General features: G+C 41.5%; 13 protein-coding genes. 4 read left to right on the top strand and 9 right to left on the bottom strand.

Features of this window, described 5'->3' with window-relative positions; translation table 11 throughout:
- Positions 1-2: 2 nt before the first annotated feature.
- The 5 genes from AC58PV_RS06265 to AC58PV_RS06245 form a co-directional block, all read right to left on the bottom strand.
- Complete coding sequence (locus AC58PV_RS06265) at positions 3-1,586, bottom strand: response regulator (protein ID WP_497431419.1); 1,584 nt, start codon at positions 1,584-1,586, stop codon at positions 3-5.
- Positions 1,579-3,381 carry a cache domain-containing sensor histidine kinase gene (locus tag AC58PV_RS06260; RefSeq protein ID WP_497431418.1) on the bottom strand — a complete coding sequence of 601 codons (1,803 nt, stop codon included), beginning with the start codon at positions 3,379-3,381 and terminating at the stop codon, positions 1,579-1,581. The genes AC58PV_RS06265 and AC58PV_RS06260 overlap by 8 nt, the downstream gene beginning before the upstream one ends.
- 1 nt (position 3,382) lies before the next feature.
- Entirely contained in the window at positions 3,383-4,189 is an 807-nt protein-coding gene (locus AC58PV_RS06255) for an alpha/beta hydrolase (RefSeq protein ID WP_497431417.1), read from the bottom strand.
- A gap of 115 nt (positions 4,190-4,304) precedes the next feature.
- Positions 4,305-5,267 carry a helix-turn-helix transcriptional regulator gene (locus AC58PV_RS06250; protein ID WP_497431416.1) on the bottom strand — a complete coding sequence of 321 codons (963 nt, stop codon included), beginning with the start codon at positions 5,265-5,267 and terminating at the stop codon, positions 4,305-4,307.
- 431 nt (positions 5,268-5,698) lie between these two features.
- Entirely contained in the window at positions 5,699-9,676 is a 3,978-nt protein-coding gene (locus AC58PV_RS06245) for a hypothetical protein (RefSeq protein ID WP_497431415.1), read from the bottom strand.
- A gap of 884 nt (positions 9,677-10,560) precedes the next feature.
- Here AC58PV_RS06245 and AC58PV_RS06240 point away from each other — a divergent pair.
- The 3 genes from AC58PV_RS06240 to AC58PV_RS06230 are packed head-to-tail and all read left to right on the top strand — an operon-like array spanning position 10,561 to position 14,335.
- Positions 10,561-12,093, top strand: a complete 1,533-nt coding sequence (locus tag AC58PV_RS06240; RefSeq protein WP_497431414.1) for a spore germination protein — start codon at positions 10,561-10,563, stop codon at positions 12,091-12,093.
- On the top strand, positions 12,090-13,202 hold the full coding sequence (locus AC58PV_RS06235) for a Ger(x)C family spore germination protein (protein ID WP_497431413.1): 1,113 nt from the start codon (positions 12,090-12,092) through the stop codon (positions 13,200-13,202). The genes AC58PV_RS06240 and AC58PV_RS06235 overlap by 4 nt, the downstream gene beginning before the upstream one ends.
- Positions 13,203-13,240: 38 nt before the next feature.
- A complete protein-coding gene (locus AC58PV_RS06230) occupies positions 13,241-14,335 on the top strand; it encodes a GerAB/ArcD/ProY family transporter (RefSeq protein WP_497431412.1) in 1,095 nt (364 codons plus the stop codon).
- A 134-nt stretch (positions 14,336-14,469) separates the two neighbouring features.
- Here AC58PV_RS06230 and AC58PV_RS06225 read toward each other — a convergent pair whose 3' ends face one another.
- Positions 14,470-15,852, bottom strand: a complete 1,383-nt coding sequence (locus tag AC58PV_RS06225; protein ID WP_497431411.1) for an ABC transporter substrate-binding protein — start codon at positions 15,850-15,852, stop codon at positions 14,470-14,472.
- A 214-nt stretch (positions 15,853-16,066) separates the two neighbouring features.
- The gene (locus AC58PV_RS06220) at positions 16,067-16,963 is read right to left on the bottom strand and encodes a LysR family transcriptional regulator (protein WP_497431410.1); all 897 of its coding nucleotides are present in this window, start codon (positions 16,961-16,963) and stop codon (positions 16,067-16,069) included.
- A gap of 137 nt (positions 16,964-17,100) precedes the next feature.
- On the opposite strand from AC58PV_RS06220, the gene AC58PV_RS06215 reads away from it, so the two are divergent.
- Positions 17,101-17,691, top strand: a complete 591-nt coding sequence (locus AC58PV_RS06215; protein WP_497431409.1) for a LysE family translocator — start codon at positions 17,101-17,103, stop codon at positions 17,689-17,691.
- 238 nt (positions 17,692-17,929) lie between these two features.
- Here the strand turns inward: AC58PV_RS06215 and AC58PV_RS06210 are convergent, their stop codons facing one another.
- Both AC58PV_RS06210 and AC58PV_RS06205 read right to left on the bottom strand, forming a co-directional pair.
- The gene (locus AC58PV_RS06210) at positions 17,930-24,187 is read right to left on the bottom strand and encodes an InlB B-repeat-containing protein (RefSeq protein WP_497431408.1); all 6,258 of its coding nucleotides are present in this window, start codon (positions 24,185-24,187) and stop codon (positions 17,930-17,932) included.
- A 106-nt stretch (positions 24,188-24,293) separates the two neighbouring features.
- Positions 24,294-26,918, bottom strand: coding sequence for a family 78 glycoside hydrolase catalytic domain (locus AC58PV_RS06205; protein ID WP_497431407.1), 2,625 nt, complete (start codon positions 26,916-26,918; stop codon positions 24,294-24,296).
- Positions 26,919-26,930 lie beyond the last annotated feature (12 nt).

Below are 26,930 nucleotides of genomic sequence, written 5' to 3'. Positions count from 1 at the left end.
TGTTATAGCTTTGACTCATCCCTATATCCAGAGGGAGATTGCCCGACATATTTTTTGAATTTGCCATGGAAATAATCAACATTAGCATAACCGACCTGCTTCGCAACTTGATGAACCTTTAGCCCTTGCAGTAACAATTCCTTTGCTCTCTCGATTCGCAGACTGTCCAAATATGTATTGAAATATTGACCCGTTTGTTGTTTGAATAACTTCCCTAAGTAACTACTGTTGTAATGAAACATTTCGGCCAACGTCTCAAGCTTCAAATCTTTATCGTAATGACGCCGTATAAAAATTAGCATTCGGCCAAAAGCTTGATCCGTCCCTTTCACATTTACCACATCCGCTATCTCACATAACCAATTCTCCAGATCTGTGAGCAAGCTCTCGAGACAACGGTAAGCATCTATCTTGTACTGAAACGTTTCATACGGGTGCATGCTATCCCTCGGCACTGCGCTTGTCTGAGTCAAGCTGTAAATAATCTTCGTATACACGAGTGCAAAGTTCGATTTTATTCTAGATTCCGTACATTCTTCCCGTATAAGATGACGGGCCAAATCGCCGAGTATTTTGCCGATGAGCATCCGGTTAGCCGCCTCAACGGCGAACATTAGTTTCTCAACAGCATGATCTGCATGAAAGGAATCACCCTCTACTGCTTCATATGGATCAGAAAACAGCTGAGAGATATCACCTGAGTGGTCATAATCCGCAATCATCATCTCGTCTCCGCTGCGATAAATGAATGCATGGACTGCGAGCTTCATAGCCGTTCGATATGAAGCTTGCAAATCCTTCTTCCGCTTCACTTCATGTCCAATGAATACAGTCATATGCGTTTCATATTCGGCAGCTAGGTGATTTCTTGTCTCCTCGAGCATTGGTCTAATGAATGCAGTTAAAACCTCCTTCAGCAAAATAGCTGTGAAGCCTTCCAGCGTGAATACATATCCGAGTCCCTTCATTTGAATGCCTTTCTGCAACTGCAGTTTCGCAGCTTTCTTTGCCGTTTCAGTAACTTCCGCGGAGCCGGGGAGCGAAGGTTCTAACTGAACCAATAGGACTCGGTAACTCTTCCATTCCAAAGCAAGTTCCCGTACAACAGCTGAATATACTTCCTCCCCCTCATTGCCCACAACTATCTTTTGGAGCAGTTCTTCCTGATATAACTGAAGCATACTGGATTTCTGTTTCTGAGCTGTTCGTTCTTCAGACAGTAATTTGTACACACATTCCAACCGATCCTGCAGTTCATCCGGATCAATTGGCTTGAGCAAATAGCTATCGACACCATATTTGATTGCTCTCTGAGCATATTGAAAATCGGAGTAGCCCGTTAAGAGGATAAATTGGCACTTCTTGTCTTGTTTCCTAATTTCCTCAATCATGGCTAGTCCATCCATCCCAGCCATTCGAATGTCAGTTATGATGAGTTCTGGCTGCAGCTTCGCCCATTGTTCCAAACCTTGTTTGCCATTAGAGGCATCCCCAGCAATCCAGAAACCAGATCGCTCCCAATTGATAAGCGTCCTCATCCCTTCGCGGATGGACGGCTCGTCGTCTACAACCATCACTTTATACATATCCCTCCCCCTCCATTTTCAAACGTAAAGTAACCCTTGTCCCCTTTCCAGTTACGCTTTCGATCTCAAGTCCATATTCTTCGCCATCGGACAATCGAATTCTCTGATGTACGTTCTTAAGCCCGATATGCGTCTGGGCCCCCTCTTCTGGTTCATTGAGAGTATGAACTACATGGTCCAGTTGTTCAGGTTCCATGCCGATACCATCATCAATAACTGAAATTTTCAACTGCCAGTCTACAAAGTTTACGTGTATACGAATTGTGCCGGGATCCTCCTTGCATTCAAGACCATGAATAACTGCATTCTCTACTAAAGGCTGTAGGATCAGCGGGAAAATTTTGAAGGACATAGCCCCTTCCTGAACATCCATATGGAAGTTAAGTCTGTCGCCGTATCGGAATTTCTGGATTGCAAGATAGCCTTTTACGTTTTCAAGTTCTTCGGCTAAAGGAATCTTGTCATTCCCGAACTCCAAATTTTTTCGCATTAATTTGCCAAGTAGCATGACCACATGTGCAATCTCCAATTCCCTATGAAGATGGGCTTTCATTCGTATCGTTTCCAACGTGTTGAATAGAAAGTGCGGATTGATCTGACTCGCCAACATTTTCAACTTGATTTCCTTCTGCTTAACGATCAGTTGATTCTTCTGTAGGTTTGCTGTGGATACTTCCTCCATCAAATCCCGAATGCTGCTAACCATGGAATTAAACTGTCGAGACAGTTGTCCAATCTCATCCTTGCCTTCCATCTCTGAAAATGCAGAGAGATTACCCAGAGCAACCTTCTTAATCTCCTTACTCAATCTCTTCAATCGTCTTCCTAATGTATTGGAGAACACAAGGATGAGGATAACTGCGATTAACATACTTATACTGGTGATCGTAAAGCTGAACAATCGAATTCGATTGGCCTCATGAACAATCGATTGAACGGGAATAATCGAAACAATTTTGAAACCGCTCTGGCTGGCATCAGGCAAATAATTGTTCACAATTATCTTAGAGAGTTCGCCTTTGTAAACGGTTTCATTTTCAAGCAAACTTTGTCCTTGCCTCTCCGCCTCCATAACATTCAAATGCAGTTCAGCCACCGTTTGGCCGACTAAATCCGCGTTCTTTGCTGCTGCAACGAATCCATCGGCTGTAATTAACATCGTCTCAAAGGGCTCTTGGCTCAGCATAGATTGGAATACAACAGGATCTATGCCAATCACCAGCATTCCATAGTTGCTATCACCATAGAACCCGATCTTACGTATCAGACTGATCATATAGCCGCCACCAAATGTTTCATTTTTCAGGTAGCGCCATTCGATACGGCCTTTGGCATTCAATGCTTCTTGAAACCAAGCCTTGGAAGAAGTCTGGTCATCCTCATAAAAAAATTCCCAATTGTTGAGCATAGTTGCATTTTTCGTATAAAACTGGATGCCCGAAATCACCTTGTTCAGACGCATATAATCCTTAAAATCGGTATACTCAGAGTAAGCCTTCACAACCTCAAAGGTGAATTCATAATCTGTATTAACAATCGTCCTTAACGTTTTATCCAGCAAAATTTCGTTAGAGATGTTAATCGGAGTCTTCATAATTTCGTTCGTGCGATTCCTGATCTTCTCAACACTTTCCATCGACCTTCTAATCGCATTGTCCAATGCCATCTCTCTGAGAGATTGCGTTAACATGATGCCAACAAGCAGAACAGGAATCGCTACTACGACAAAATAGGATAACAGCAGTTTGTTATAAATCGTAATTGAATTTAAAAATCGAGCTAAAACTTTCAACATACTAAACTTCTCCAGATGAGGAATCAGTAGTGCCCAATTGATTATGAAGTGGAAGCCACGACAGTACCTCCTGAATACTCCGGTTCCAATATTCCCAATTGTGAGCACCAGGTCCCTCTGAATAAGTCAACGGCAGCCCTAACGCATTGCAATGGTCGCGGAAGCGAGTCGTCTGTCCATACATCGTGTCCTCAGTTCCGCAGCAAGCGTATAATAGCGGCTTTATACCATTGGTTTCCACCAGCCGAGCAGCATTTGCAAACAGATCATGCTTGGATCCTGGTATCATTTCTGAATGACCGAAGATTAATTGAAAATCCGCTATACCTTGACGATAACCATCTTCCAGATCAAGCGCACCAGACATGCTAGCTCCTGCGGCAAAACGATCTGGACAACTAATTGCCAGTTTTAACGCACCATACCCTCCCATAGATAAGCCAGCCACAAAATTTTGCTCTCGTTCAGCTGATAGAGGGAAGAAAGACCTGGCCAATTGTGGCAACTCCTCGCTAATGTAGGTCCAATATTTCCCGCCATGCAGCATATCTGTATAATAACTGCGATTCACGGCTGGCATCACAACAGCTAAACCAATCTCGGCAGCATACCTTTCAATCAATGAATAACGCATCCACGCTGTATGATCGTCAGACAATCCATGTAGTAAGTAGAGCACTGGATGCTTAACTGGACTGCCGCGAAGCTCACTCCCAATCGGAAGTCCAGACCGTTGTGGCAATAGCACATACATGGATGTTGACAAGCCTAGCACCTCTGAGTAAAAATGACAATGAAACCAAGCCATTCTGCATCCCCCTAATCTGTAAATAAACTACTATATGTCGATACTACTATGTGATACATGGAGAAGATGATCTAGCAGCCATGGAGATACTAATGATATAGCTTCCATTTCGTTTTTATCCTGTATAAATTTGTATAAGTTCCAAAAGCTGCTCCTGAATACGTTCCCGTACTTCTATAGGACTTATGACTTCAGCCTCTGAGCCTAACGAGATAAAAAAAGAAACAGCCCACATTATATAGGATGAACTCATATTCAGCTTAATAATTCCTGTTCCATCCTCGTTTACTTGTAGTCCGCTAACCAACCACACATCCATTTGGCAACGAGCTACTCCACGCTGAGTTAATCTTACTTCAAGTTCCAATTCTGACTCCATCACTTGCACTCCAAACCAATGATCTATTGCAGTATCAGTATCTATTTGGAAGTTCGATTTGGTCTCTATATCAGCCGCTTCACTTGTAATAGGCTTAATAGAATCAAATTGATCGGTGCGAATTGCTTGTACTTGACCCGTTTTGATATCCAAAGCCGGACAGTACCACAGACCGTTCATTGCATATAAACCTAATGGCAGCAGCGTACGCTTATTTTCTCCACAATACGAATTAAATACCGCTTCAACATGTGCCCTATCCAACGCAGCTTTTAATAGTACATGCAGATACGGCTGTTCAACAGTAGGTGTCCAAAAACGAAGTCTTTTCTTGAGCCGTTCTATTCTGTGTTTGACGTCATCTGGGAATGAAAAAAAAAGTTTATCAAGTAAGGTCTTAATCTCTGCTTCGAATGGAAGAGAACCGAAGTACTCCAGAGACTGACATGCGAAAAAAAGGCCGATTGCCTCATTTTCCGTAAACCGTAGTGATGGTAATGCTCTTTCTTTTAAAATCTGGTAACCTCCATTAACACCATACTCAGTAAATATAGGTAATCCTAATTGCTCCAAGTCCTGAAAATCACGTAAAATTGTTCGCTTGGATACTTCAAACTGCTCAGAGAGCTGCTTAAGAGTGAATTTCCTCTTTGAGTTCAAGGTCATCAGGAGTGAAAGAAGCCTCTGTGACTTGTTCATTGCAACCCCCCTCAAACTAAAATGCCTACTAACCTACATAATGAGAATTCACAAAACATGCAAACCAACTCTATTTCTTATTAGCGTGAAATATGTTTACGAGCTTTACGAAATACCATTCCACTTTTCTTAGTTCTACACTGGCAGATTCTTTTACTAATCTATCTTGTTTAATTAGCCGCTCTACATACATGAGCTGTGGATTTATATCATAAAATATCATATTATAAGTACTCCCTTACTCCTTATTTGGATTGCCTAGATCAAAAACAGAAATTAATCTGCTTTACTACTGACATATGGACATGTTAATCTATATGATTGCTCGGAGTCGACGGACTATGAGTATCATCGTTGAAAATTCTGAATATCCCTCCAACCAAATAAAGCCTTGCTGACAACATCGTCAGCAAGACTTTATTCATTACTAGCTATTTATTCACTGGGAGAGGAAGTGGGTTCTTGTAATACTCAATAGCTTTCTCTCTCAAAAGTCCACCATCATCGTCGCTATAATTCGCAACTTTATCATTCGTATGCTTGGAGCCATCACCCCAACCTGCAGTGATATTTGTAAGTGGAGCAGGGTTAAACACACCATTCTCATCTTCCCCTGCATCTTTAAACTTATTATAATTTGCAGTTGAAGTCGGTTGACCTGCTCCAAACATCAGCCCTTCAATACCAGAGTCGGCTAATTCTTGCATGTGAGAGAAGAAATACTCAACTTTGTTATCTTGCCAATGGCCTGGCGTGTTATTCATCGTACGGTACACTTGATTTCCTACAGGAATTTGCCATACCATTATTTTCTTGCCTATTGTATCTGAAACTGCTTTAACGAACTTTTCCCATCTGTGGAAGTTAGGCAGCGTCAAGTTGGTACGATCCAACCAATTTCCTAATTGGGGACCAGATTGTGCGCCTGAATCATTATCGTCAATATCCAGGAGCACGTAATCATAAGGCTGAATTCCATAAGGAAGATCCTTAAATCCATTCTGCACAGCAAATTCCCCAGCTTTTTTGGCCAGACCCAGCACATCTAAATTAGGATCTGTATTCTTGGTTACATCAGTCAAAGTTCCCCAGCTGTTTACATGAGGAGCCATCAATACATTAGGCGCATACAAATCACGCAGTCGAAGTAAAGCATAATTATAACCCTGATATGTATCTGGCAAACCTTCCAATTCAGGCATCCTTGTACTAGATACAGCTGCATTCAGGAATGCAGGATTATTGCCTTGCCCCGTACATTGATTATGACAACGTTTGTTATCAAGAACGGCTTGTTGTGCATAACCAGCCAAATCAGGGTCAATATGGACAACTGCGGTTTTCCCGATACCTTGTCTTCCGTTATAATTGCCTGTTCCAATTAATTGCATCATTAACTTAAATTCTTCAAAATAAGAACGCATCGCATATGGATCGTTCAATGTCATGAGATCGTCCTGAACTTCTCCGCATTTCAGACAATCAGCTGAAATGGTTTGAAGCATTTGATAGAACGTAAATACAGGTGTATATCCACGTTCTGTTGCTTTTTTTGCATAGTCATATACATATGCGCCTTCCCATTTTCCTACATTGCCTTGATCCCAGTATCTCCAGCCGTCCGCACTATTAACACCGCCATTTAAGTAACGGTACGCAAGATCCCATGGAGCTCCGGTTTGCGGCATCCAACCTGTAATACCATTTGCATCGTTGTTTGTTGCAAACACGCCAAGCTTCATCGTTTTAGCAAGTTCTGGCTTTTTTGCCGGTTTTGGAGCAGAAACATCGACAGAATTTACAACTTTAAAGCTAGCCGCTCCTTCTTCCGACTTAATTTTATGCGTCATATCTGGATTGTACAATTCTACATTAACTTTGTAAGTTCCATCAAGCACGTACTGAATGACGTCTTCTTTTGTTTTAATGGAACTTGGGTTCATCTTAATCCATTTTGGCAACGTCCAGTTCATACTGAGTGTTGCTGGCTTATCGGAAGAAATTATTTGATTCTTGAGCTCCTCGGAGTGTACCGTTTTACCAGTAAGAACATCGACGAAATTCACTTTGATGGAGACGGTAGAAGGAACTGTACTTCCAACCTTTGCAATAACATTCAGCGTCTTACCTGCGCTAATCTCTGGCTGCACAGTTATCGCAGTAAGGTCATATTCCATGGTAATACCACCTGTAACTTCGAACTTGGCAGCTGCCGGATTCGTGTAATAGACACGCACGCCGTCTGGTTTCGCTACAGAAACTTTCAACGTATAAGTACCATTGACGGCACTGCTTGACGCTGTCCACTCTGTTAGATACGTGTTGGGCACGTCTTTAGTAAATTGCACATCTTTTTGTTCTTGTCTGTCAACCAGATTTCCAACCTGATCGTATAATTCTGTAATGACAGTAGCTAATGCTGTTTCTGAGCTTGTTAATTGTGTATCGATTACTTGCTTTTCACCCGGTCTTACAATATCTGCTTTTTTCGTGCTTTTCATGATGATATCAGGAATGATGCCCCAGGAAATTTTAAAAGAAGTCGCATTTCCATTCCAACTTGATGGCCAGTTTGATCCCCAGCCTGGTGCAAAGGCAGCTACTCGAATTGTATAGTCTCCGCGCTCTTGGGAGACAGGAATATTCCAGGTTACCGGATATTGTCTGGTGACACCTGCTTTAAATACTTGGTTATCCACAAAATATTGATATACTTTCGTGTTTCCTTTATAAACCTCAACATCGACAAGTGCTTTAGCATCTACATCGCTGCCAACCTCCGCCATAATTGTCGCTGGGTAACCAGCTTCCAGAACAGGATCTACTGCTGCGTTCAGCGTCCATTTTGCTATCGATCCATTGTCTGGAATTTCACCGCCTGGCGTTGGTGAGGGTGTCGGTGTTGGAGTTGGCTCAACTACAGGCGCCGGAATGACATTAAATTGTGCAGCCGCAGCGTTCAAGTAATAAGTGTTTGTTCGCTCTGTGTTATAAATACCTAGTTCCAACTTGTATGTTCCAAGTTCCGCTTTACTGGAAGGCGTCCATTCTGTTGCCAATGTTTTAACGATTTGTTTATAGAAAGTCTCATTTGCAAATTCTTTTGCGAATACTGTCGTTCCTTTCGGATCTATGATTCTAGCTTGCACAGTTCCTGAAATATTCATATCACTTGTGGCTGCAACTTGAATCTTAGCTTTGCTTCCTACCTCTACTGAGCCAGGGGTCACTTGTGACAAGGCCGTGAACTGCGCCGCTGGTATACTCCCGTCATTTACGTTGATGACTCCTGCTTTTGCATTCCAAGCGTATTGCTTTTCCCAACCGGTTCCAAAAATACCAATGGCAATCGGGTAAGACCCTGTAGCGAGGTTAGCAGGCACTTCCCATGATAAGGGAATTTCCTTGGTAATATTCTCAGTCAACGCTTGTTTATCAAATACTTTTTGAAAAATTGGATTGCCTGTGTAAGGATCAACAATAACCACGTTAACTAGTACAGCAGCTGATTTGCTGGAAGTTACTTTAGCAGTAAAACTAGCTGTATTTCCTGCTTTTGTAGAAGTTCCATCTACAACTGCCAGAGTTGTATATACAGCCTTAGCTGCAGGATCTTCGCTCTTAATTGTAAAAGTACTGAGTTTGGTATTTTTATGGTAAACGGTACCATCAACACCAGTCAGTGTAGCTTGGAGTGTATAAGAACCAGAGGCTGTGTCCGCCGGAACGTCCCATTTCAAAGGTTGTGCTTTGGCTACGCCTTGTTCGTAAGTAACATTAGTATAGTTTTCTTCATACACTTTTTGATTGTTAACATTAAAAACGGCAAGATTCAAGTTCGCGGTCGCTTTTTTGTCACTTGTGAAAGTAGCTGATAATGCGGCTGGCGTTCCAGCAGGTATCGTGGAGGGCACTGTCGCCACAGATGTGAATACAGGTGCGCTGTTTGGTACATCATTGCCATCTGAGGCGCTTTTGACTTCAAATGGCGCAAGACCCCAGTTCCACGAAATGGATTCGGAGTAACCTGCTCCAAACACACCCAAGCTGATTGTATACTTGCCTATCGGCAAACTAGCAGGAGTTATCCACTGAACTGGATAGGAGGTTGGTGTTCCTGCGGGTAAAACTTGATCTTTCAAAATTTGTTCATAAACCTTTACTCCATTACTTCCAATTACTTGAAACTGGAATATCAGTTTTTTGTTAACAGCCGCAGAGGACGTAAGTGTAAAGTCTATTGGTTGTCCCGCCTGAACAGTTGATGTACTCGCTTTAACAGTAGTAGCTACTGATGCAGTTGCCGCCGTTGCAGACTGAAAAGGTGTAAAAGATGTAAAGGGACTCGTAAGTAAGGTTAGCGCAACAATGCTAACAGCCAGCTTCTTTTTTAAAAGTTGAACCTTCATGGTTTCTGTTCCTCCTAAGTGATGTAATAATTTCCTTACAGTTCTAGATGCCTAAAATGTAAGGGTAGTCTTATACTTATTTCTTTCCTCCTTAGGGTGCAGCATGGAATAAATTACAAAAATAATTATACCAATGAAGAGTGACATCTAATGACACCATTCGTTGGTATAGTTAAAATAATGACGAAACTTATGATTTTATGTCGATGTGTGGAACACCCATTAATTTGAACTGAGCATACGCTACTTCCTAAAGGTAGGTGATAAAGATGACCCCAACACCTGGTAGACCCAAACTAATGCATTATCCACCCGTTTGTTCCGTCCTCGAATGTAATAATACAATAAAATCGAAGGGACTTTGTAGCACACATTATCAACGTATTCGGCGCAATGATAACTTAGATATATACCGAACACAGCTCAAAATTAATGGTAAATTACTTGAAGTCAAATTACTTTCTCAGCACCTGTCAATGACTAAAAGTGGAAATGATATTAGTTACGATGAGTTAATCTTCGAATGTAGGAAATCTATGGACTTAAAACCTTATATAAAAAAGCAGATAGATATATATAAGAAAATGCTCGAGTATAAAGTGCAATCTCACAATTCCAATTTACAGCACCCTGATATCATTATTTTAAGTAAAATGATTGATATTCTAATATTGTGCAACTGGACTTTATAAAGAGGATGTTCTAATAACATTTTCAACTTCAAGAAGCTGCCCAAATGCATTATTGGGCAGCTTTATTACTTATGGACCGCGCGCGCCACTCATCTGTAACCCAATGCAATACCAAATCCCTTGCATAATATTTTTTTAATTGCCAACAATAACTTCATTGTTCAAAAGAATATGTACAATTGGAGGAAGCCAATGTCAGGTTCAAAATCTCCAATCAAGAATCAAATCACTTCGGAAAACGCTTTATTAGGTGATAAAGCGTCTTCATCGTATGTATATTCCAGCCTTGCAAATAATTTATCTTATCTGCAATCTTTGTTCCAAAATTGCCCCGATGTTGTTTTCAAACCTTACATTGTGGAAAGTACAAGTACTTACCTTATATACCTTAATGGTTTTGTTAATGATGAAAGCATACCACTTCAAGTCATTAAAAAATTGCTATCTAAAGACTTTATGGAACAATACGACCTAAGTCACCTTGAAGAGAGTATGTACACAATACCAATCAACGAAACTGATGAAATGAACGAAGTCGTCAATGAAGTTTTGAATGGGCATTCAGTCGTACTAATTGACGAAAGAGATAAGGCATTAATTTTCAAAACGAAGGGCGGCGCTTATAGACAGGTTTCAGAGCCGTCATCTGAGTCCGTTATTCGTGGATCCAAAGACGGTTTTATAGAGAACATTTCAACCAACATAGTTTTAATACGACAAAAAATACGTTCTCCTCAATTAAAGATCATACAAAAAAAGTTAGGAACGCAGACACAAACATCAGTGGCATTAGTTTATTTGGACCACTTGGTAAACCAAGAAATTCTAAAAGAACTTCAGAAAAGATTAGATCTTATTGACATAGATGGCATTCTTGAGAGTGAATATGTAGAAGAATTTATAGAAGATAATCCTTTAAGTCCGTTTCCCCAAATTCAGAATACGGAACGCCCTGATACAACTGTTGCCAGCTTGTTGGAAGGCCGAATCACTATTTTGCTAGATGGAGTACCGTCCGTACTAATTGTGCCGACAACGTTTTGGCAACTGTTACAGAGCAGCGAGGATTATTATCATCGTTTTTATTTTTCTACATTTATTAGAATAATCAGATATTTCTCCGTGTTAATTACTTTACTTCTTCCTGCCATGTACATTGCGCTATCAACCTATCAAATAGAATTGATACCTACAGATATGCTTCTCACTTTGATGGCTAGCCATGAAAAAGTACCTTTACCAGCACTCCTTGAAGCCCTCACAATGGAAGTCACGTTTGAAGCTCTCAGAGAAGCCGGTGTTCGGCTTCCTAGATTAGTCGGTCAAACCGTAAGTATTTTAGGTGCGATCGTCATCGGCACAGCCGCCGTTCAAGCTGGAATTGTTTCGGCACCTATGGTTATTGTTACGTCATTAACTGGGATAGCAGCATCCATAATACCGAAGGCAAATATTGCGGATACGCTGAGATTACTTCGTTTTCCATTGATGGTTTTAGCCGGTTTTTTGGGACTGTTCGGTATATCCATAGGTATGGTACTTTTAGGCTCTCATTTATGTAGTCTAAAATCCTTCGGGACGCCATTTATGACTCCCTTTGCCCCCTTATCCATTCGGCAACAAAAAGATGTTTTGGCAAGAGTTCCATGGGGGTTTATGCGCCAACGGCAAAATAAGGACGCGTCCCCTTATCGATTATTCAAAAGAAGGAGAAGTAACAGATGAAACGGAGCTTTTTTTTTCTCTTCAGTGTGTTGGCCTTCTCTTCGACTCTAACGGGATGTACTGACCAGAGGGAAATAAACGACGTGGCTTTGGTATTGGCTACGGGTATTGACAAGTCGAATGATGAATTTAAAGTGACCGTTCAAATTCCAATTACTGTAGGACAAGGAATCGAAGAAGGGAAGAAAAAAGCGTATTACTTGGAATCCAATACAGGTCGCAGTATACAGGAAGCCCTTCAAAAAATACAACACCAAACATCTCATATTCTAAGGTTTTCTCACCAACAGATCATCATCATTCATGAGGAGATTGCAAAAAAAAATATTAGTGAAGTACTCGATTTTGTTAACCGTGATAGAGAAACCAGACTAACGACTTATATTTATATCTCCAAAAAAAAATCTTTCGATATCTTGAATACCCCTCCCAATTCAGGTGGAGTTTCTTCTGAAGCTGTTAAGGGGATAGGTAGATTAATGGGTTTAGGAATTACAACTCGTGAATTTCTTGGAAGCTTGTATAAAGAGGGAACTGATCCGATTGCCCCCATAGTCGATATCGAAAAAGGTAAACTAGAAGTCAATCGAATAGCAATATTCAAAAAGGACAAATTGAAATTTATTTCCAATGAAACCCAAAGTCTGGGAATCCTTTGGATGAAACACAAAGCAATGGAGGGAAAATCAATAACATTCCCAAGCAAAAACGGCAAATTTGTGAGCGTTTCGGTAAGCAGTCAAAATTTCAAGATAAAACCTGTCGTTACCAGTAACACCCCCAAATTTCATATAAAAATATCGGGGAAAGGCTTTATTAGCGAAAGCGAGGAAACATTTAACCTAGAGGATACAAAAATCATTAATCAAATAGAATCCACTTTGGAATCCACGATCAAACAACAAGTTCAAGATATCTTAAAAAGTACACTAGAAAACAGTATCGATACCTTTAGTTTAGGACATTACTTATATGTGTACAAAAATGTACAATGGGAAAATGAATGGAAAGTTCAATGGGATCAAATACTCCCCAATCTCAAAATAGATGTTGACGTTAAATTCGTTATTGAAAATACAGGATTGAGTATCCATACTTCGAAGCAATAAGATTCTGCTTATGTGAGTCCAAAGGAGGAATTACTTGAATGAAGGAAAAAGTAACACACTCACAAGTAGTAATGCTATGTGCGAATGTTGTATTGACTGTATCACTCATACATTTTCCTTTGTCTCAAGTAATAATTGCTGGCGGAAACTCTTGGCTTGTTTTTTTCTTTTTGGTCCCAATCATTATCCTCTTAACTATCATTAGTTTTATTGGATTAGGCAAGATACCAATTTGGGACGTCCTTTCTACAAAAAATGGAAAATACCTATGGAGTGAGAAAAGTATTGCCCTTCTATTTGTTTTATTTGTGTCTATACTACTCCTACATGATTTACAAGCATTTGTTGATTCAATGCAAATAGCTCTCTTACCGAAGACACCGCTTACCGTAACAACAATTATTACAATATTGGTGTTAGTTTATGTGGCGCGCTTAGGATTGGGAAGCATCGCCAACTTTAATGAATTAATTTTTCCAGCCCTTTTATTTTCCATGTTGTTAGCTCCCATTCTGCTTATAAACAAAATTGACTTAATAAACGTTGTACCAATTATTAATGCAGGAACTATTCCATCATTATTACAAGCCGTATTTAATGCACTTCCATGGGCGGCTCAAACTATTATTTTGTTAGCGCTTTTAGGACAAATGACTCCTCTTAAAGGTATAAGAATAGCCACAATTTCTGGTACAATGCTTGGACTTTTCTTACTATATCTCATCATTTTCTCCGAACTTGCGATTTTCGGGGAAGACCTAATGAAGAATCAAAGTCATCCCACAATTTCTATGGACAGAGAAATGAAAATCACTGATTCTATTGATCGACTCGGTTTGGTCCTTTTTTTCTTCTGGATTCCTACCGTGTTATCGAAGATGTCTCTTGAGGTTTATGTTTTATACCGATGTTTCAATGTTATGCTCAATATAAAAAAGAGTAAGATCATGTCTTTTCTTGCACCAATCGGAATAGGCTTGCTGAAATTATTATTGTTTACAAATGTGATGACCTACAATTATTTTTATATAAAAAACAATAATTTAGGCGGAAATATCATGCTAGCTTTAGAGATACTTATCGTAGTTTTTTTCATATTTACTGTTAGAATGAAACGAAGAGCAGACAATTAATAAGAATTACGCAACGAGTTAGAATAGAAATACCATCCAAGAACATTGATGCGATTGTAATCACAATGCACCCATGTTCTTGGATGGTATTTAACTGATATTAAGCAATTTTTGGTCCTATTAATTATTTGCGATTATTCCACATTTGCTGCTGCGCCTTCCTTAAGTGCAGCCTGAGTTTTGGATTGCAGGCTGTCTAGCGCTTCGCGAATAGAAACTTTGCCTTCTGAAGATGCCTGCAGCTCCCTGTCTGCTAATACATTAAACTGCTCAATGAAATCACTAGGTAACTTATCGAAATCCTTATAGGTATCATTTTCAGCTAACGATGGTTTCAATTCATAGAAGGCTTCCAAGTGATGGCCTTGGTCATCTTTAATAAACTTTTTACGAATTGGCAAACCACCGCCCCTTTTAGCCTTCACCAATACTCTTACATAGTCCTCACTATGGATATAGTTGATAAATGTCTTGGCTGCCTCCACATTTGACGATTTGGAGTTTATAGCCAATATTGGATAAATTCCTGTAACACCATAATCTGGATCTTGTGGATTAACTGGCATCGTTACCATATCCCAATGACTAACAGCTTTATCAGGAGCTGTCTTCTGTGCTTGCTTGATCGTGTCCATAAGAGTTGAACCATCTATGGTCATAGCTACTTTTCCAGCTATGAAAGGATCCCTCAGTAGGAACTCCTCAATAGTTACGGGGCCGTTCGCCGTAGGAGGATCTTCATGGTAAATAGCATTTGATTTGAATGCTTTCAACGCCGTCTCAAATACTGCGTTCCATGATTCCGTGTTGATTGTGATTTGTTTCGTCAAGGAATTAACGTAACTGAGCCCCCTCGTGCGGCCGATGGTATCGCCCAGTTGAAAGAGGTTTTCTTGCCCCTCCCCCATTTTCAGTCCATACATCCGCTTGTCTTTGTCATCAGTTGGGAAACGGGATGCTAACTGGATTAAGTCATCCCAACTCATCTTGTTCTTAGGATACGAAATACCGTACTTGTCGAACAAATCTTTGTTGTAGTAGACCGCGGTGCTGTAAAATTCGGTAGGCAAACCATTCAATTTTCCACCACCCTTTTCCCTCAAGTAATCCATAACACCAGGGATGAGCTGATCTTCGTCGAACTTATCTTTCTTTGTAAGCAACTCAAGGTCCATCAATCGTCCTTCAGCAGACATCTTGGCGTATTGTGTGGAATCTAGCAAGAGTACATCCGGGTTATTCTTATTGACGAAATTACTTATAAAATCTTGATAGGTTTGCCCTTGTTCGGCTTTCAGATTTCCAACAGAAACGACTTCTAACTCAATGTTGGGATATAGAGCAGAAAACAACATGCCATACTGTTGATAGAAGCCCTCCTCGCTTTCGTGCATGATACGAAGCTTCACGGGTTCATTCGTTTTTTTGTTATCGCCACTTCCCATGCTGCATCCTGTCGCAAGACTTATAGTCAACGGAAACGTAAGGGCAAAATGCAATATCTTGTTTACTTTCATATTATAACTGACTCTCCATTCTATTATTGTGTGTTTGGCTGCAAATGTTTTTGAATCTTGCCATTGTTGCTATTATACCTATGAATAGTGACATTAATTGTCACCTTTCAATTAATTTACTTAATTATTGTTTAAGATATTAAAAAGAACCTTGCGTTGGTTAGTCGCAAGGTCCTTTAAGCTATCTCAAATAAGAATCAATCGGCAACCTCCGTTAAATCAAGATGTCATTCGCATTCCACATTTTATCCACTATTGAACTTATTTCAAGGAGCACAGGATCACTTTTCTTATCCTTAAGAATACCAAAATACAGGTCAATATAGAGATCGATACCTTCCCATATCTGCAGCATATTTTCTTTAGCAAACCGCATAGCTATTGGCTCAGCTAACAAGGAACAACCAATTTCTCCTTGAACCAATTTCCCAATCAAAGCCTCATCATCGACATACATGATTTTTTGGGGAACTATATCCTGTTGCACGAAGTAATCGATAGATTGTTTATAGAAGGGACAACCTTGCGTTGTCCAAATCCACGGCTTCGCTGCGAAATACTCCATGTCAAACTCCTTCTTAGGTTGTACAGCCCAGCTGTTAGGATAGACCACAACCATCTTGAAGGAATGGAGTTTGATGGAGTGTACGGCCGTATGCACAACATTTCCATAGTAAAAACCTGCGTTTATTTTGGAACTGGTCAAATTCTGGATGAAATCTTCACTTTTAACATCAAGAAAATGCAATTCCACCTTCGGCAGGCATCCCGAAATAGTCTCGATCAATCTCTCAATTTGAAGAAGCTGCCCATTTGTATTTAACCCGATTCGAATCGTCTCCATTGAATCTACCTTCAAATCACTCACTTTAAGATCGAAATTCTCAATAGAGCTGAGAATTTTCTGTGCTTCCAACAACAACTTTGAACCCTTTTCTGTCATAGTCATTCCTTTGGATGTTCGAAAAAAGAGAGAAAAACCCACTTCTTTCTCCAAGGCCTTAATGTGTGCACTTGCAGCCGGCTGACTTGTGTTTAGACGCGCTGCGGCTTCAGTCAAGTTGCCAGTACTGGCAATTTCTATAAAGGTTTTCAATTGGTAGAGTTCCAACTATCTGACACTCCCTCCAGAAGTATTTGTACGAAGTATTCCGTTTTTGCGATCGATTCAATCAGAACTTCAAATTGGACGGTATTCATTTAAATGAGATATAGTAATCCCAGTAAAACTATTAGGAGTGTACTATCATGTCTATTTTCTTAGCAATGTGTTTTTTCTCATTATCCATGTCGATTTCTCCTGGCCCAGTTAACATAACAATTCTTTCTTCTGGAGTCAATTATGGATTTAAGCGCTCATTACCTTTCGTATCCGGTTCAACAGTCGGGTTTACAATCTTGTTAACTGCTGTTGGGTTAGGGATATTCAATCTCGTGGCGCAAGTCCCCGTATTCTATGATTTTCTAAAGTATATTGGGACAGGATATATGAGTTATATTGGGTACAAGATTATGGTTTCACGTACAGAAATCGAGTTAAAAGAAGAACAACTGCCCCGTTTTCATCAAGGTGTTCTCATGCAATGGCTTAATCCCAAAGCTTGGATTGCATGTCTTACCGGCGTTTCCGTGTTTGGTTTGAATACTTCCTATTCGATGCTTCTTGCTTTTGTGTGTATTTATTTTGTCATTTGTTATCTTTCACTCAGTACCTGGGCTCTCATAGGATCAAAATTACAGTTTCTAATAAAAGTGAAGAATGGGATGAAGGTATTTAATTGGATCATGGGCGGGTCATTAATTCTTGTAGCAATTTTCCTTTTGTTTTCGGACTATTAGAATTCTTATAGAAGTGATTTTTTCTGGGGACTTCTGTTTTAAAAAATAATCTCTACCGCGTGTAAATTTAAAACGAACCTCCGAAGAAAGGGATACCCTTCCATCGTCACTAAAAAAATGCACCTCCAATTGTTAAGTTTGACTAACAATTGGGGGTGCATTTCACAAAAATAGTGGCTATTAAGTCTCTAATGGCTGATCTTAGGTGCGAAAGTTAAGTTATATAAGTTATTCTTTCTTACGGCCATATAACGTTATCAAAGGTTACTTCGGCAAATTTACTATCCGTACCCGAGGATACAGCCAATCCTGCTGTAAATGGCCCCGTAAAAGTGATGGTACGTGAGCTCCTCAGTGTCCATATGGTGCCTTCTGCAGACGTGTACGTTTTAATCGTATTCCCTATCTTTTCAACCTTTAACCATATTGGCAACGTTTCTACAGTTGTACCGTCATAATTTTTTCCTGCCCATCCATTGGTATACTCCCGATATATGCTTTTAACCTTGATGGCGCCATCGATGAAGATGCCATGATGAGCACTGTTTGCAGCTGTGCTTTGGCGAAGCATAATACCTATTTTTGTGTTCGAATTTGCGGATGCTCCTACCATAGTCATTCCCGCAATTTTGGCGATAATCGTGGCATCACCGGTCAAATTGTCCCGATACACATAACGTAAATTGTCACTCTGTCCCCAGATGTTGGTACCGGATCCTTTGACCGCTACAGTTGATCCCGCTTGCGAAGTTGTGCCTGTGTAAGTAGTACCGATATCCGCACTATTAAAGCTGTGCACCGTAATATTAGTAAAGGTTGCTTCCGCGAATTTACTGTCAGTACCTGATGATACGGCTAAACCTACTGTAAATCGCCCAGTTAATGATAAGGTACGTGAACTCCTCTCTGTCCATAGGACTCCATCTGTAGACGAGTATGTTTTAACCGTATTTCCTACCTTTTCAATCTTCAACCATATTGGCAATGTTTCTAGAGCTGTTCCGTCGTAATTCTTACCTGCCCATCCATTAGCTGTATCGCGGTATATGCTTTTAATCTTCTTGGTACCGTCGATAAATATGCCTTGATGAACGCTATTTGCATCCGTACTTTGGCGGATCATGACGCCAATCTTGGTATTCGAGTTTGCATTTGCACCTAACACGGTCATTCCATTAATTTTGGCAATGATCGTAGCGTCTCCGGTTAAATTGTCCTGGTGTACATATCGGAAAGTATCACTTTGACCCCAGATATTGGAACCGGATCCTTTGACCGTTAATATGCCTCCCAATTGCGAAGTAGTCCCCGTGTAAGATGTGCCAATATCTGCACTCGTATAGCGCTGCTGCGGTATTGCCGGAACAAAGTTTGCCGTTACCGTTTTATTAGTATTCATGACGAGGGTAGCCGGATTGGTTGTACCGCTCAGGTCACCACTCCATCCAATAAATACATAGCCTGCATTCGGCACAGCAGTCAATGTGACCTGCGTTCCCACATTATAAGGTCCGTTTGCAGGATTTTGTGTAATGGCCCCATGTTCTGCTTGGGTTGTCAATGTAAATTGAGTGGATGAATCCACAAAATTTGCACTTATTGTCTTTTGGGAATCCATGGTGATTGTCGCCGGATTCGTAGTACCATTCAGGTCACCACTCCAACCGTTGAACGTGTATCCTGCGTCAGGTGTTGCTGTCACTGTCACCACAGTGCCTGGTTCATGTGTAAAACCCGTAGGATTCGTGGATATGGTTCCATGTGCCGTATCTGCAATTAGAGTAAAGGTATTTGACGGCGTAGCGTGCCAGTTGATATCACTGAATTTCGCAGTCACGAATTTACCGTCCTGGCCTGCAGTAACTGCTAACCCTACTGTAAAAGTATTCGTAAATGTGGCAAGCGTTTGTGAACCTCTCTGTATCCAAGTCAACCCATCAACAGAGGAGAAAGTAGTTAATCTCGTCCCCTGTTTCTCCACTTTAAGCCAAATAGGAAGAGTAACAGCTTCGGTTCCCGTATACTCAGCAATGGTCCATTTATTTCCATTCCTGAATTGACTTCTAATTTTTTTATCATGGGTAATGAATATTCCTTGGTAGTTACTTTGAACAGCGTTGCCTTGCCGCACCATGATTCCCGCTCTTGCGTTACCAGCCGTTGCGTTAAATTCGGTAACCTTGGCAATAATGGCAGTATCTCCGGTTAGATTATCCTCGTATACGTACCTGAAGCTATCGTTTTCACCCCAAAGTATAAGTCCTGATGCCTTAATCGTTGTACCGTCTCCATCCTCTATTGTATTCCCTGTGTAAGTCGTTGTAATATCTGTACTTTCGTAGGACACAAATTTGGCCGATATTGTCTTATGTCCGTCCATTTTTAAGTAAACAGGGTTCTCTGATCCAACCAAATCTCCTTCCCAATAAACAAAGCTGTTCCCGCCCTCCGGTACGGCGGTGACCTTGACTATCGTATTCGGAGCATATGCGCCACCAGGGGGATCAAACACAAGGGTTCCACCGCTGATGTTCTGCACTGTCAGGATACAGATGGCTGGCATCAGGCTAAAGTTGGCTGTTACTGTCTTATTACCATTCATAAATATATATGCAGGATTGGCTTTGCCTGATAGACCATCTGACCAACCTGCAAAAGCATACCCTTCATCCGGCATTGCAGTTAGTTTAACCTGCGAGTTTGCTACGTAAAGTCCGGAATCTGGCGCCGCCGTTCCCCCTGGACCCGAATTTACAGTAAGGGTCTGCATGGCCGGCCAACTAACATGACTGAATTGGGCGGTGGCTGTTTTACCTGCTCGACCTGCTGAAGTAAACATTCCTACGGTCAACTCCACATTAGGGTCGTTCCATCCCCAGAACGTGCTCGTGTTGTAGATGTTCCAGTTAACGCCATCACTTGACCATGAAAGAATAATATCTCTGTTGATGTTTCTTGTTATTTGCAGCCAAACTGGCAAGGTCGTATCGACTGGTGCAAGCGGATAAGTATCGTAGTACGCGCCGCCCTTTCGAGTCTGTACGACGAGCTTGCCGTTCTTTACCATAATAGCGGCGTAAGTAGATTCATCTGCCAAATTTGTTCTTATTTGTATGCCGGCCACTGCCTCAGTAGGATTGTCAGTAGTCAAAGCATCGAGCTTTGCAGAAAAAACTGCATCTCCTTTTAGTCCCGCACGCAGTAGATACCTAAAGCTGTCAGGCGCGACCCCAAATTTATTTCCACTGCTGGTTAGCGTATATACCCCGTCGTTCACCTGCGTCGTACCTGGTGTGCCTGCTGGCGTTACATCCACGCTGATGAGTCCGCTTGTAGGTTTGAAATTGGCTGTTAGCATTTTGCTTCCATCAACCGTGAACTTCAGCGGGTTCGCACTGCTCGAGAGATCACCGCTCCAGCCGGTAAACAGAAATCCTGGTTTTGCCGTTGCAGTCAGTGTTACGAGGGCTCCCTCTTCATAAAGACCACCCGATACATTGGCGGGGCTGTCTATCGCTGTAGCAACATCTCCGCCTTCGGTCGCATTAATAGCAAGTGGATAGGTCGGTACCGCCGTGAAGTTGGCAGTAATCTGTTGGTTCCCATCCATATTGACAATTGCGGGATTTGTAAGTCCAGTAAAATCACCGCTCCAGCCGCTGAATTTATACCCAAAATTCTTAACGGCTGTAAGAATAACGTCTTCGCCCTCCATATAGAGTGCTTTAATTGGGTTAACCTTTACGATCCCATTTTGTGAAGTGATCGAAAGCGAATACTGAGAAAGTGGCACAAACTGGGCAGTAATGTTTTTATTGACGTTCATTGTAACTTGTATAGACGGTTCTGTACCCGTCACATCACCGCTCCAGCCTACGAATTTATAACCATAGTCTGCTTCCGCGGTAAGGTTAACCAGATCTCCATCACTGTAGTTTCCGTCCTGGTTATCCTGTGTAACTTTGCCATTCACCGCATTGACAGTGATTGCATACACAGCTGCCGTAACGTAATTAGCCGTTACATTTTTATACGTATCCATCGTAACGGTCACTGGGCTCTGTGTGCCTGAAACATCCCCGCTCCAATGGTCGAATTTATATCCCGGTTTCCCTTTTGCAGTAAGTGTAAGCTGCATTCCCTGACTGTATTTCCCTCCCGCAGGGAACACATCGCCCTGGGCGGAATTAACGGTAAGGTCATACGTATTCACGGGAATTAACGGCAGCATGCTTGCAGCGTTTGCCGACAAAATATTTACAGAATACTCATTTTGAGTGTTCCATGAGTCCGTATATCTGTACATGACAGCGTGTTCATTATAACTTGGAAATATCTTTGTTTTCGCTACCGTATTTCCTGCATCATTAAACCATGAAGGATACGGGGCACTCTGTATATCTGAACCCGGTAATCCCGGCGGAGGTTCAACCCATCCGCCATTTCCTTGCGCATGCTGAACCCATTGGTATTGGTTGATCTCATTGACAAACCACCTTGGTGATCTCTGCGGGTCTCCTAGTCCAGTAATAAACGATCTGCTTACTGCATTGCTCCCCAGTGTGTAGTCCCAAGTCTTTTGTATACGTTCCAAGTATAATGGGTTTTGTGTAACTCCGTAACCTACAACTACTGGCATCAGATTTGCACTTGTAAATCTCCACCCAATCAAATTCGGGAACCCTTCATCTTGTGTAGAAGCTCCGAACGGTGTTTGATGGTTCATTTCCGATTCTGCATAATTGATGATACCGCCATAGGCCCACTGTCTGAGAGTTTGAGAAATATACGGGTTCTCATACATGGAAACAAACGTTCCTAACCATACGCGATCCAACACCCAATTCCAATGCTTGATTGAATTGTAATTGTTTAAGTTAGTCGCCATCTCGCTAGTTATCCAGGGCATGAATTCATCTACATCTCCAGTAGCTACCATCAATGCACTGGCAGCCAGCAGCATTTCGTTAGACCATGAATGTGGAGTCCCTTCCTTGCTTACATCGTAATAGGTTCCCTCTTTCAGATAGTCAGGCTCCTGGTAATGAAGCTTGAATCCATTGTAGGCCCTTAGAGCGGCCGTTCGGTATTGCTGACTTTTTTCGGGATAGTACTCCTGCATGAGCGGTGTATTGTAGGCTTGAGCCATCACACCCGCAGCAAACAAGGTTTCTGCTTTATTAGGCCCCTGGGTTCTGTTGTAAAACATTCTGTTTAGTGCTCCGGCAAGAGGCACGTTAGTTTCATACGTACCGGTTGTAGGGTCATTGGACTGCGGCCTCAGATAATTCGTAAGAGTCCCGTCTGTAGAAGTATTCATAATAGCTTTGTACAACCAGTCGAGCTCGTATACAAGCTCATCCAGATAATCGGGTTTTCCGTTACGTGACTCGGGGATTTCAAGTGATTCCCCTTGTGCCTTGATCTGGTTAGAGAAGTATTTGGCACCCATCAACATATCGATGCCGACATAAGCTGAATTATAGGGATACTTGCCCCGATCCCCTGCATCCATGTGTCCTCCGACAAGATCAACACGCGCAGCCTCCAGATTATGGCCATTATCCATGTATAATGCCTGGTCTATCCCGTCATCTAAATGCGCAGGCGGTCGGTTCCAATGGGTATAGGCAGGGTTATCAAGTCCGTGATTTCCGTCACGCTGTGCAAACAAGGCACGTGTTATGGTATAAGCTATATCATCCTTATAAATCAAGCTGCTAATCTCAAATGGATAGGATACGCCAATACCCGGTATATATAGGTGGTACCTTCCTTGAGCCTTCAATTGGCTGAAGTCCATGGCATATATATCACTTTTTGTCCATCTATCATTAGCGAGATGAAGTGTGATATCTCCTGTATACACGCTTTTTCCTGTGTGCTCATCCACCACATAAAATTTCTTATAGTCGCTGAAATCTATACTCCCTTGCCCGGTCCAGAGGGACAGGTAGGATATCTTTGACCCTTCCGACAGGTATCCGACCTGGTTGGCATGTATAACCAGATTGGGTTTAGTTTCGTCAAATTTGAATGTAAGAGGTCCTGCACTGGCAACCGCTGAATTTATGGATATGGTATAGGTTTTCCCTTCTTTGAATTTGACAGTAGAGGGTATTTTGAGATATGCTCTATAAAACACTTGAATTTTTCCAATATTTCCCGTTAATGTTGGGTTATAGGGAGCCTGTTCGGGAAAATACCTATAATTGACCAATATAGGGGTTACTCCGCCGGAAAAGTTCGGATCATCATTGCTGGTAATCGTGTAATAATCTGTATTCGTTACATGAGCATCAGAGTAAGGGTTGTCAACAAGGCATATTTCCATCCATTGCGAATTGATAACGCTTGCATAAGATAATTTGGGATCGGGCGCTATAGGCGCACGCTCCTTCAACGCAAACGCTGTACTGCCTGAAGTACTAAAAAGTATACATGCAATCGTGATTAACAAAAATGCCAGTATCCTTCGCGTGTTAGTTTTCACCATCTCGAATTTCCTCCTAAATAATATTATCATGACGTTCGCCGATAAATTGTACTACCCCAGAGTTTACTATTACATGACTAACCACCTCCTTTTCAACACGCTCTATTTAATTGAGGTTTTTCACTTTAAAGTAGTGATCTCCTGAACCTACAGCATAAATAGTAAAATTCCCTTCTCGCCTCACGCGTCCTTCCTTATTGAAATCAATTGAAAAAATACCATTTTCATATATAATGCTTTCCAAATCATCGGATGGTACATATACATCTGCTGTTGAATTAGGGGGGATGGTAATTTTGAATTCAAGATGTGTGCTGCTTTTCTGCCAGCTTGATTTCACCATTCCTCTGATTGTTTGAATTTGTGCACTTGCGCTATTCATATCATTCGGGATATAAGGCTTAATCCTTATTTTCTCGTATCCTGGTTTTGCGGGTGAAATTCCGGCAATGTGCTTATAAAACCAGGCACTGAGTCCTCCTATAAGGAATGCATGGTTATTGGATGACCTATTATCAGAAAAGCTTTCAAGTGCCGATGTTGAATCATATTCCTTAATCCAGTACCCCCAACATCCTTTGTTTGTATTGTTAGCGAGGTAGTAGGCAATATCATTCCTTCCGTTATCCGCCAGTGCCGCTATAATAGCCTCTGCCCCAAGACATCCCACTGTCATGGTCTCTCTAGTCAAAATATCCTCTACCAGGCTGTCTAGCACAGCCGATTTACAGGTATCCGGGGCAAACTCTAGGTAAAGAGCAAGGGCATTTGCTGTTTGAGAATTGGTGTCATAGTACCTGTTTTCTTTTAGGAAAGCCGTATTAATTGCTTCTTTTACTTTGAACGCCAGGCCTGAGTATAAGGCCATATCGTCTATATATCCTAACTCCTCCGCCATTTTTGATATTAATACCAGACACCTATAGTAGTAGGCCGTAGCAAGAAATGGTTTAGAGATGTCTTTAATGCTTCCAAACCAATCTCCGAACATGAGGCTGTTTTGCAGCAGATAACTACTGTCCAGATGATTCCTGAAGGAAGTCAGACACTTTGCCATCAAGGAGTAATGCTTCCCTATAAACGCCTTATCTCCATACGCCAAGTAATAGTCCCAAGGAATAAAAATAACCGCGGAAACCCATGGCATGTCATAGGAATACTCATGACCTTCACTTGGGCATATAAGAGGGACCATGCCATTCTCCAATTGGCAATCGGAAATATCGTCAAACCATTTATCAAAGAAAGCAGCCATATCGAAATTGAGGCAATCCGCCTCTGAATGGCAATGCGCATCCCCAAGCCATCCTTGTCTTTCTCTTGAAGGGCAATCCATGGGGACCGACACGAGATTGGATCGGAATGACCACACTGCACTGTGCTGAAGCCTTGTTAACAGATCATTAGAACAACTGAATTCTGAATAATTCAGAATATCGTTATGTATAACCTTAGCTGTAATCTGATCTGGTGTAAGTTTTCCAGGGTAACCGGAAATCTCTACATACCTGAAGCCATGGCATGAGAATTTGGGCTGATACGTTTCTTCCCGGGCACCTTTAAGAATGTACTCATCAAACTGGGGTTGCGATTCTGCAAGCCAGCCTGCTTCAATACTGCCGGAATTGATAGTTCCATCTGAATTTATACATTCTGCATATCGGAGAATGACTTTATTACCCGCTTGACCTGTCACAGTCAAACATAAGGTCCCGAACATATTTTGACCAAAGTCAACAACATAGGTATCCTCTTGCTTCTCGGAAATGAATACAGCCTTTATTTCTTGAATACAAGTTATCGGCTGTAATTGTGCAGTCAGCATCAGGGGGCCGCTTTCAGGAATTGGCCTGCCCCATAAATCGTCATTATAGCCAGGCATATCCCATCCATCAGGTTCGAGTCTTGCATCATAGGTTTCACCTTTGCCCTCGGAGATACTGCCTCCTGCATAACGCAAGGCTACATATGGGCCCTTTTTAAGCCTTTTCCACAAGTGGTCACTCGTAATTATCTCGGAAGAACCATCGGTATACCGGATATCGAGATGAAAGATGACCTTTCTTGTATGCATGATCCCTATGGCATTAGGGCCTGAAATGATTAAATCTGTAACATCATACGTACGATACATACTCCGTGTAAAATGAGTCTGGCCCGGACTGATTAAGTCTTCACCAACTTTGACACCATTCATCCGCAATTCATAAGCATTCGCCTTGCTGCCGGTAGCACCAATATAGACTCTTGCCGATGATATCTGAGCATTCTCCTGTGTTACGAATTCCCTGCGCTCATAATAAATGGCGGTAGGACTATTCGGATACTCACAGTTAAACCATCTGCATTGCCAGTCCTCGGAATGATACATGCCAGTTTCAAAGTAAGTTGCTTCGCTCCATGGCGATTCATTGCCATCCTGGTCCCATAGTTTTACCTTCCACCAATAACGGCTTTTGGAAGCAAGCGTACAGCCATCGTAAATAACTGCATTTTGCCTATTAGAGTCAATCTTATGACTATCCCACATATCGCCTATATGATTGTCAATATTGGACATATGAGAAGCTACGATGATTCTATATGCCGTTTGTTTAAAATCTGGCCCGGTATTCTCCATTTCCCAGCTCAATTTTGGCTGTGGCTTGTCGATCCCCAGAGGCGTTATAAAATATTCACATCTAAGCTTAGTAATTATCCCTGTATATTCAGTCGCTTTTATATGTTCCATAGCATCTTACCT

This window comes from Paenibacillus sp. J22FR83 (genome assembly GCF_059691955.1).
Note: the sequence above shows the minus strand (reverse complement) of the source record. Positions and strands in the feature narration are given on the sequence as shown.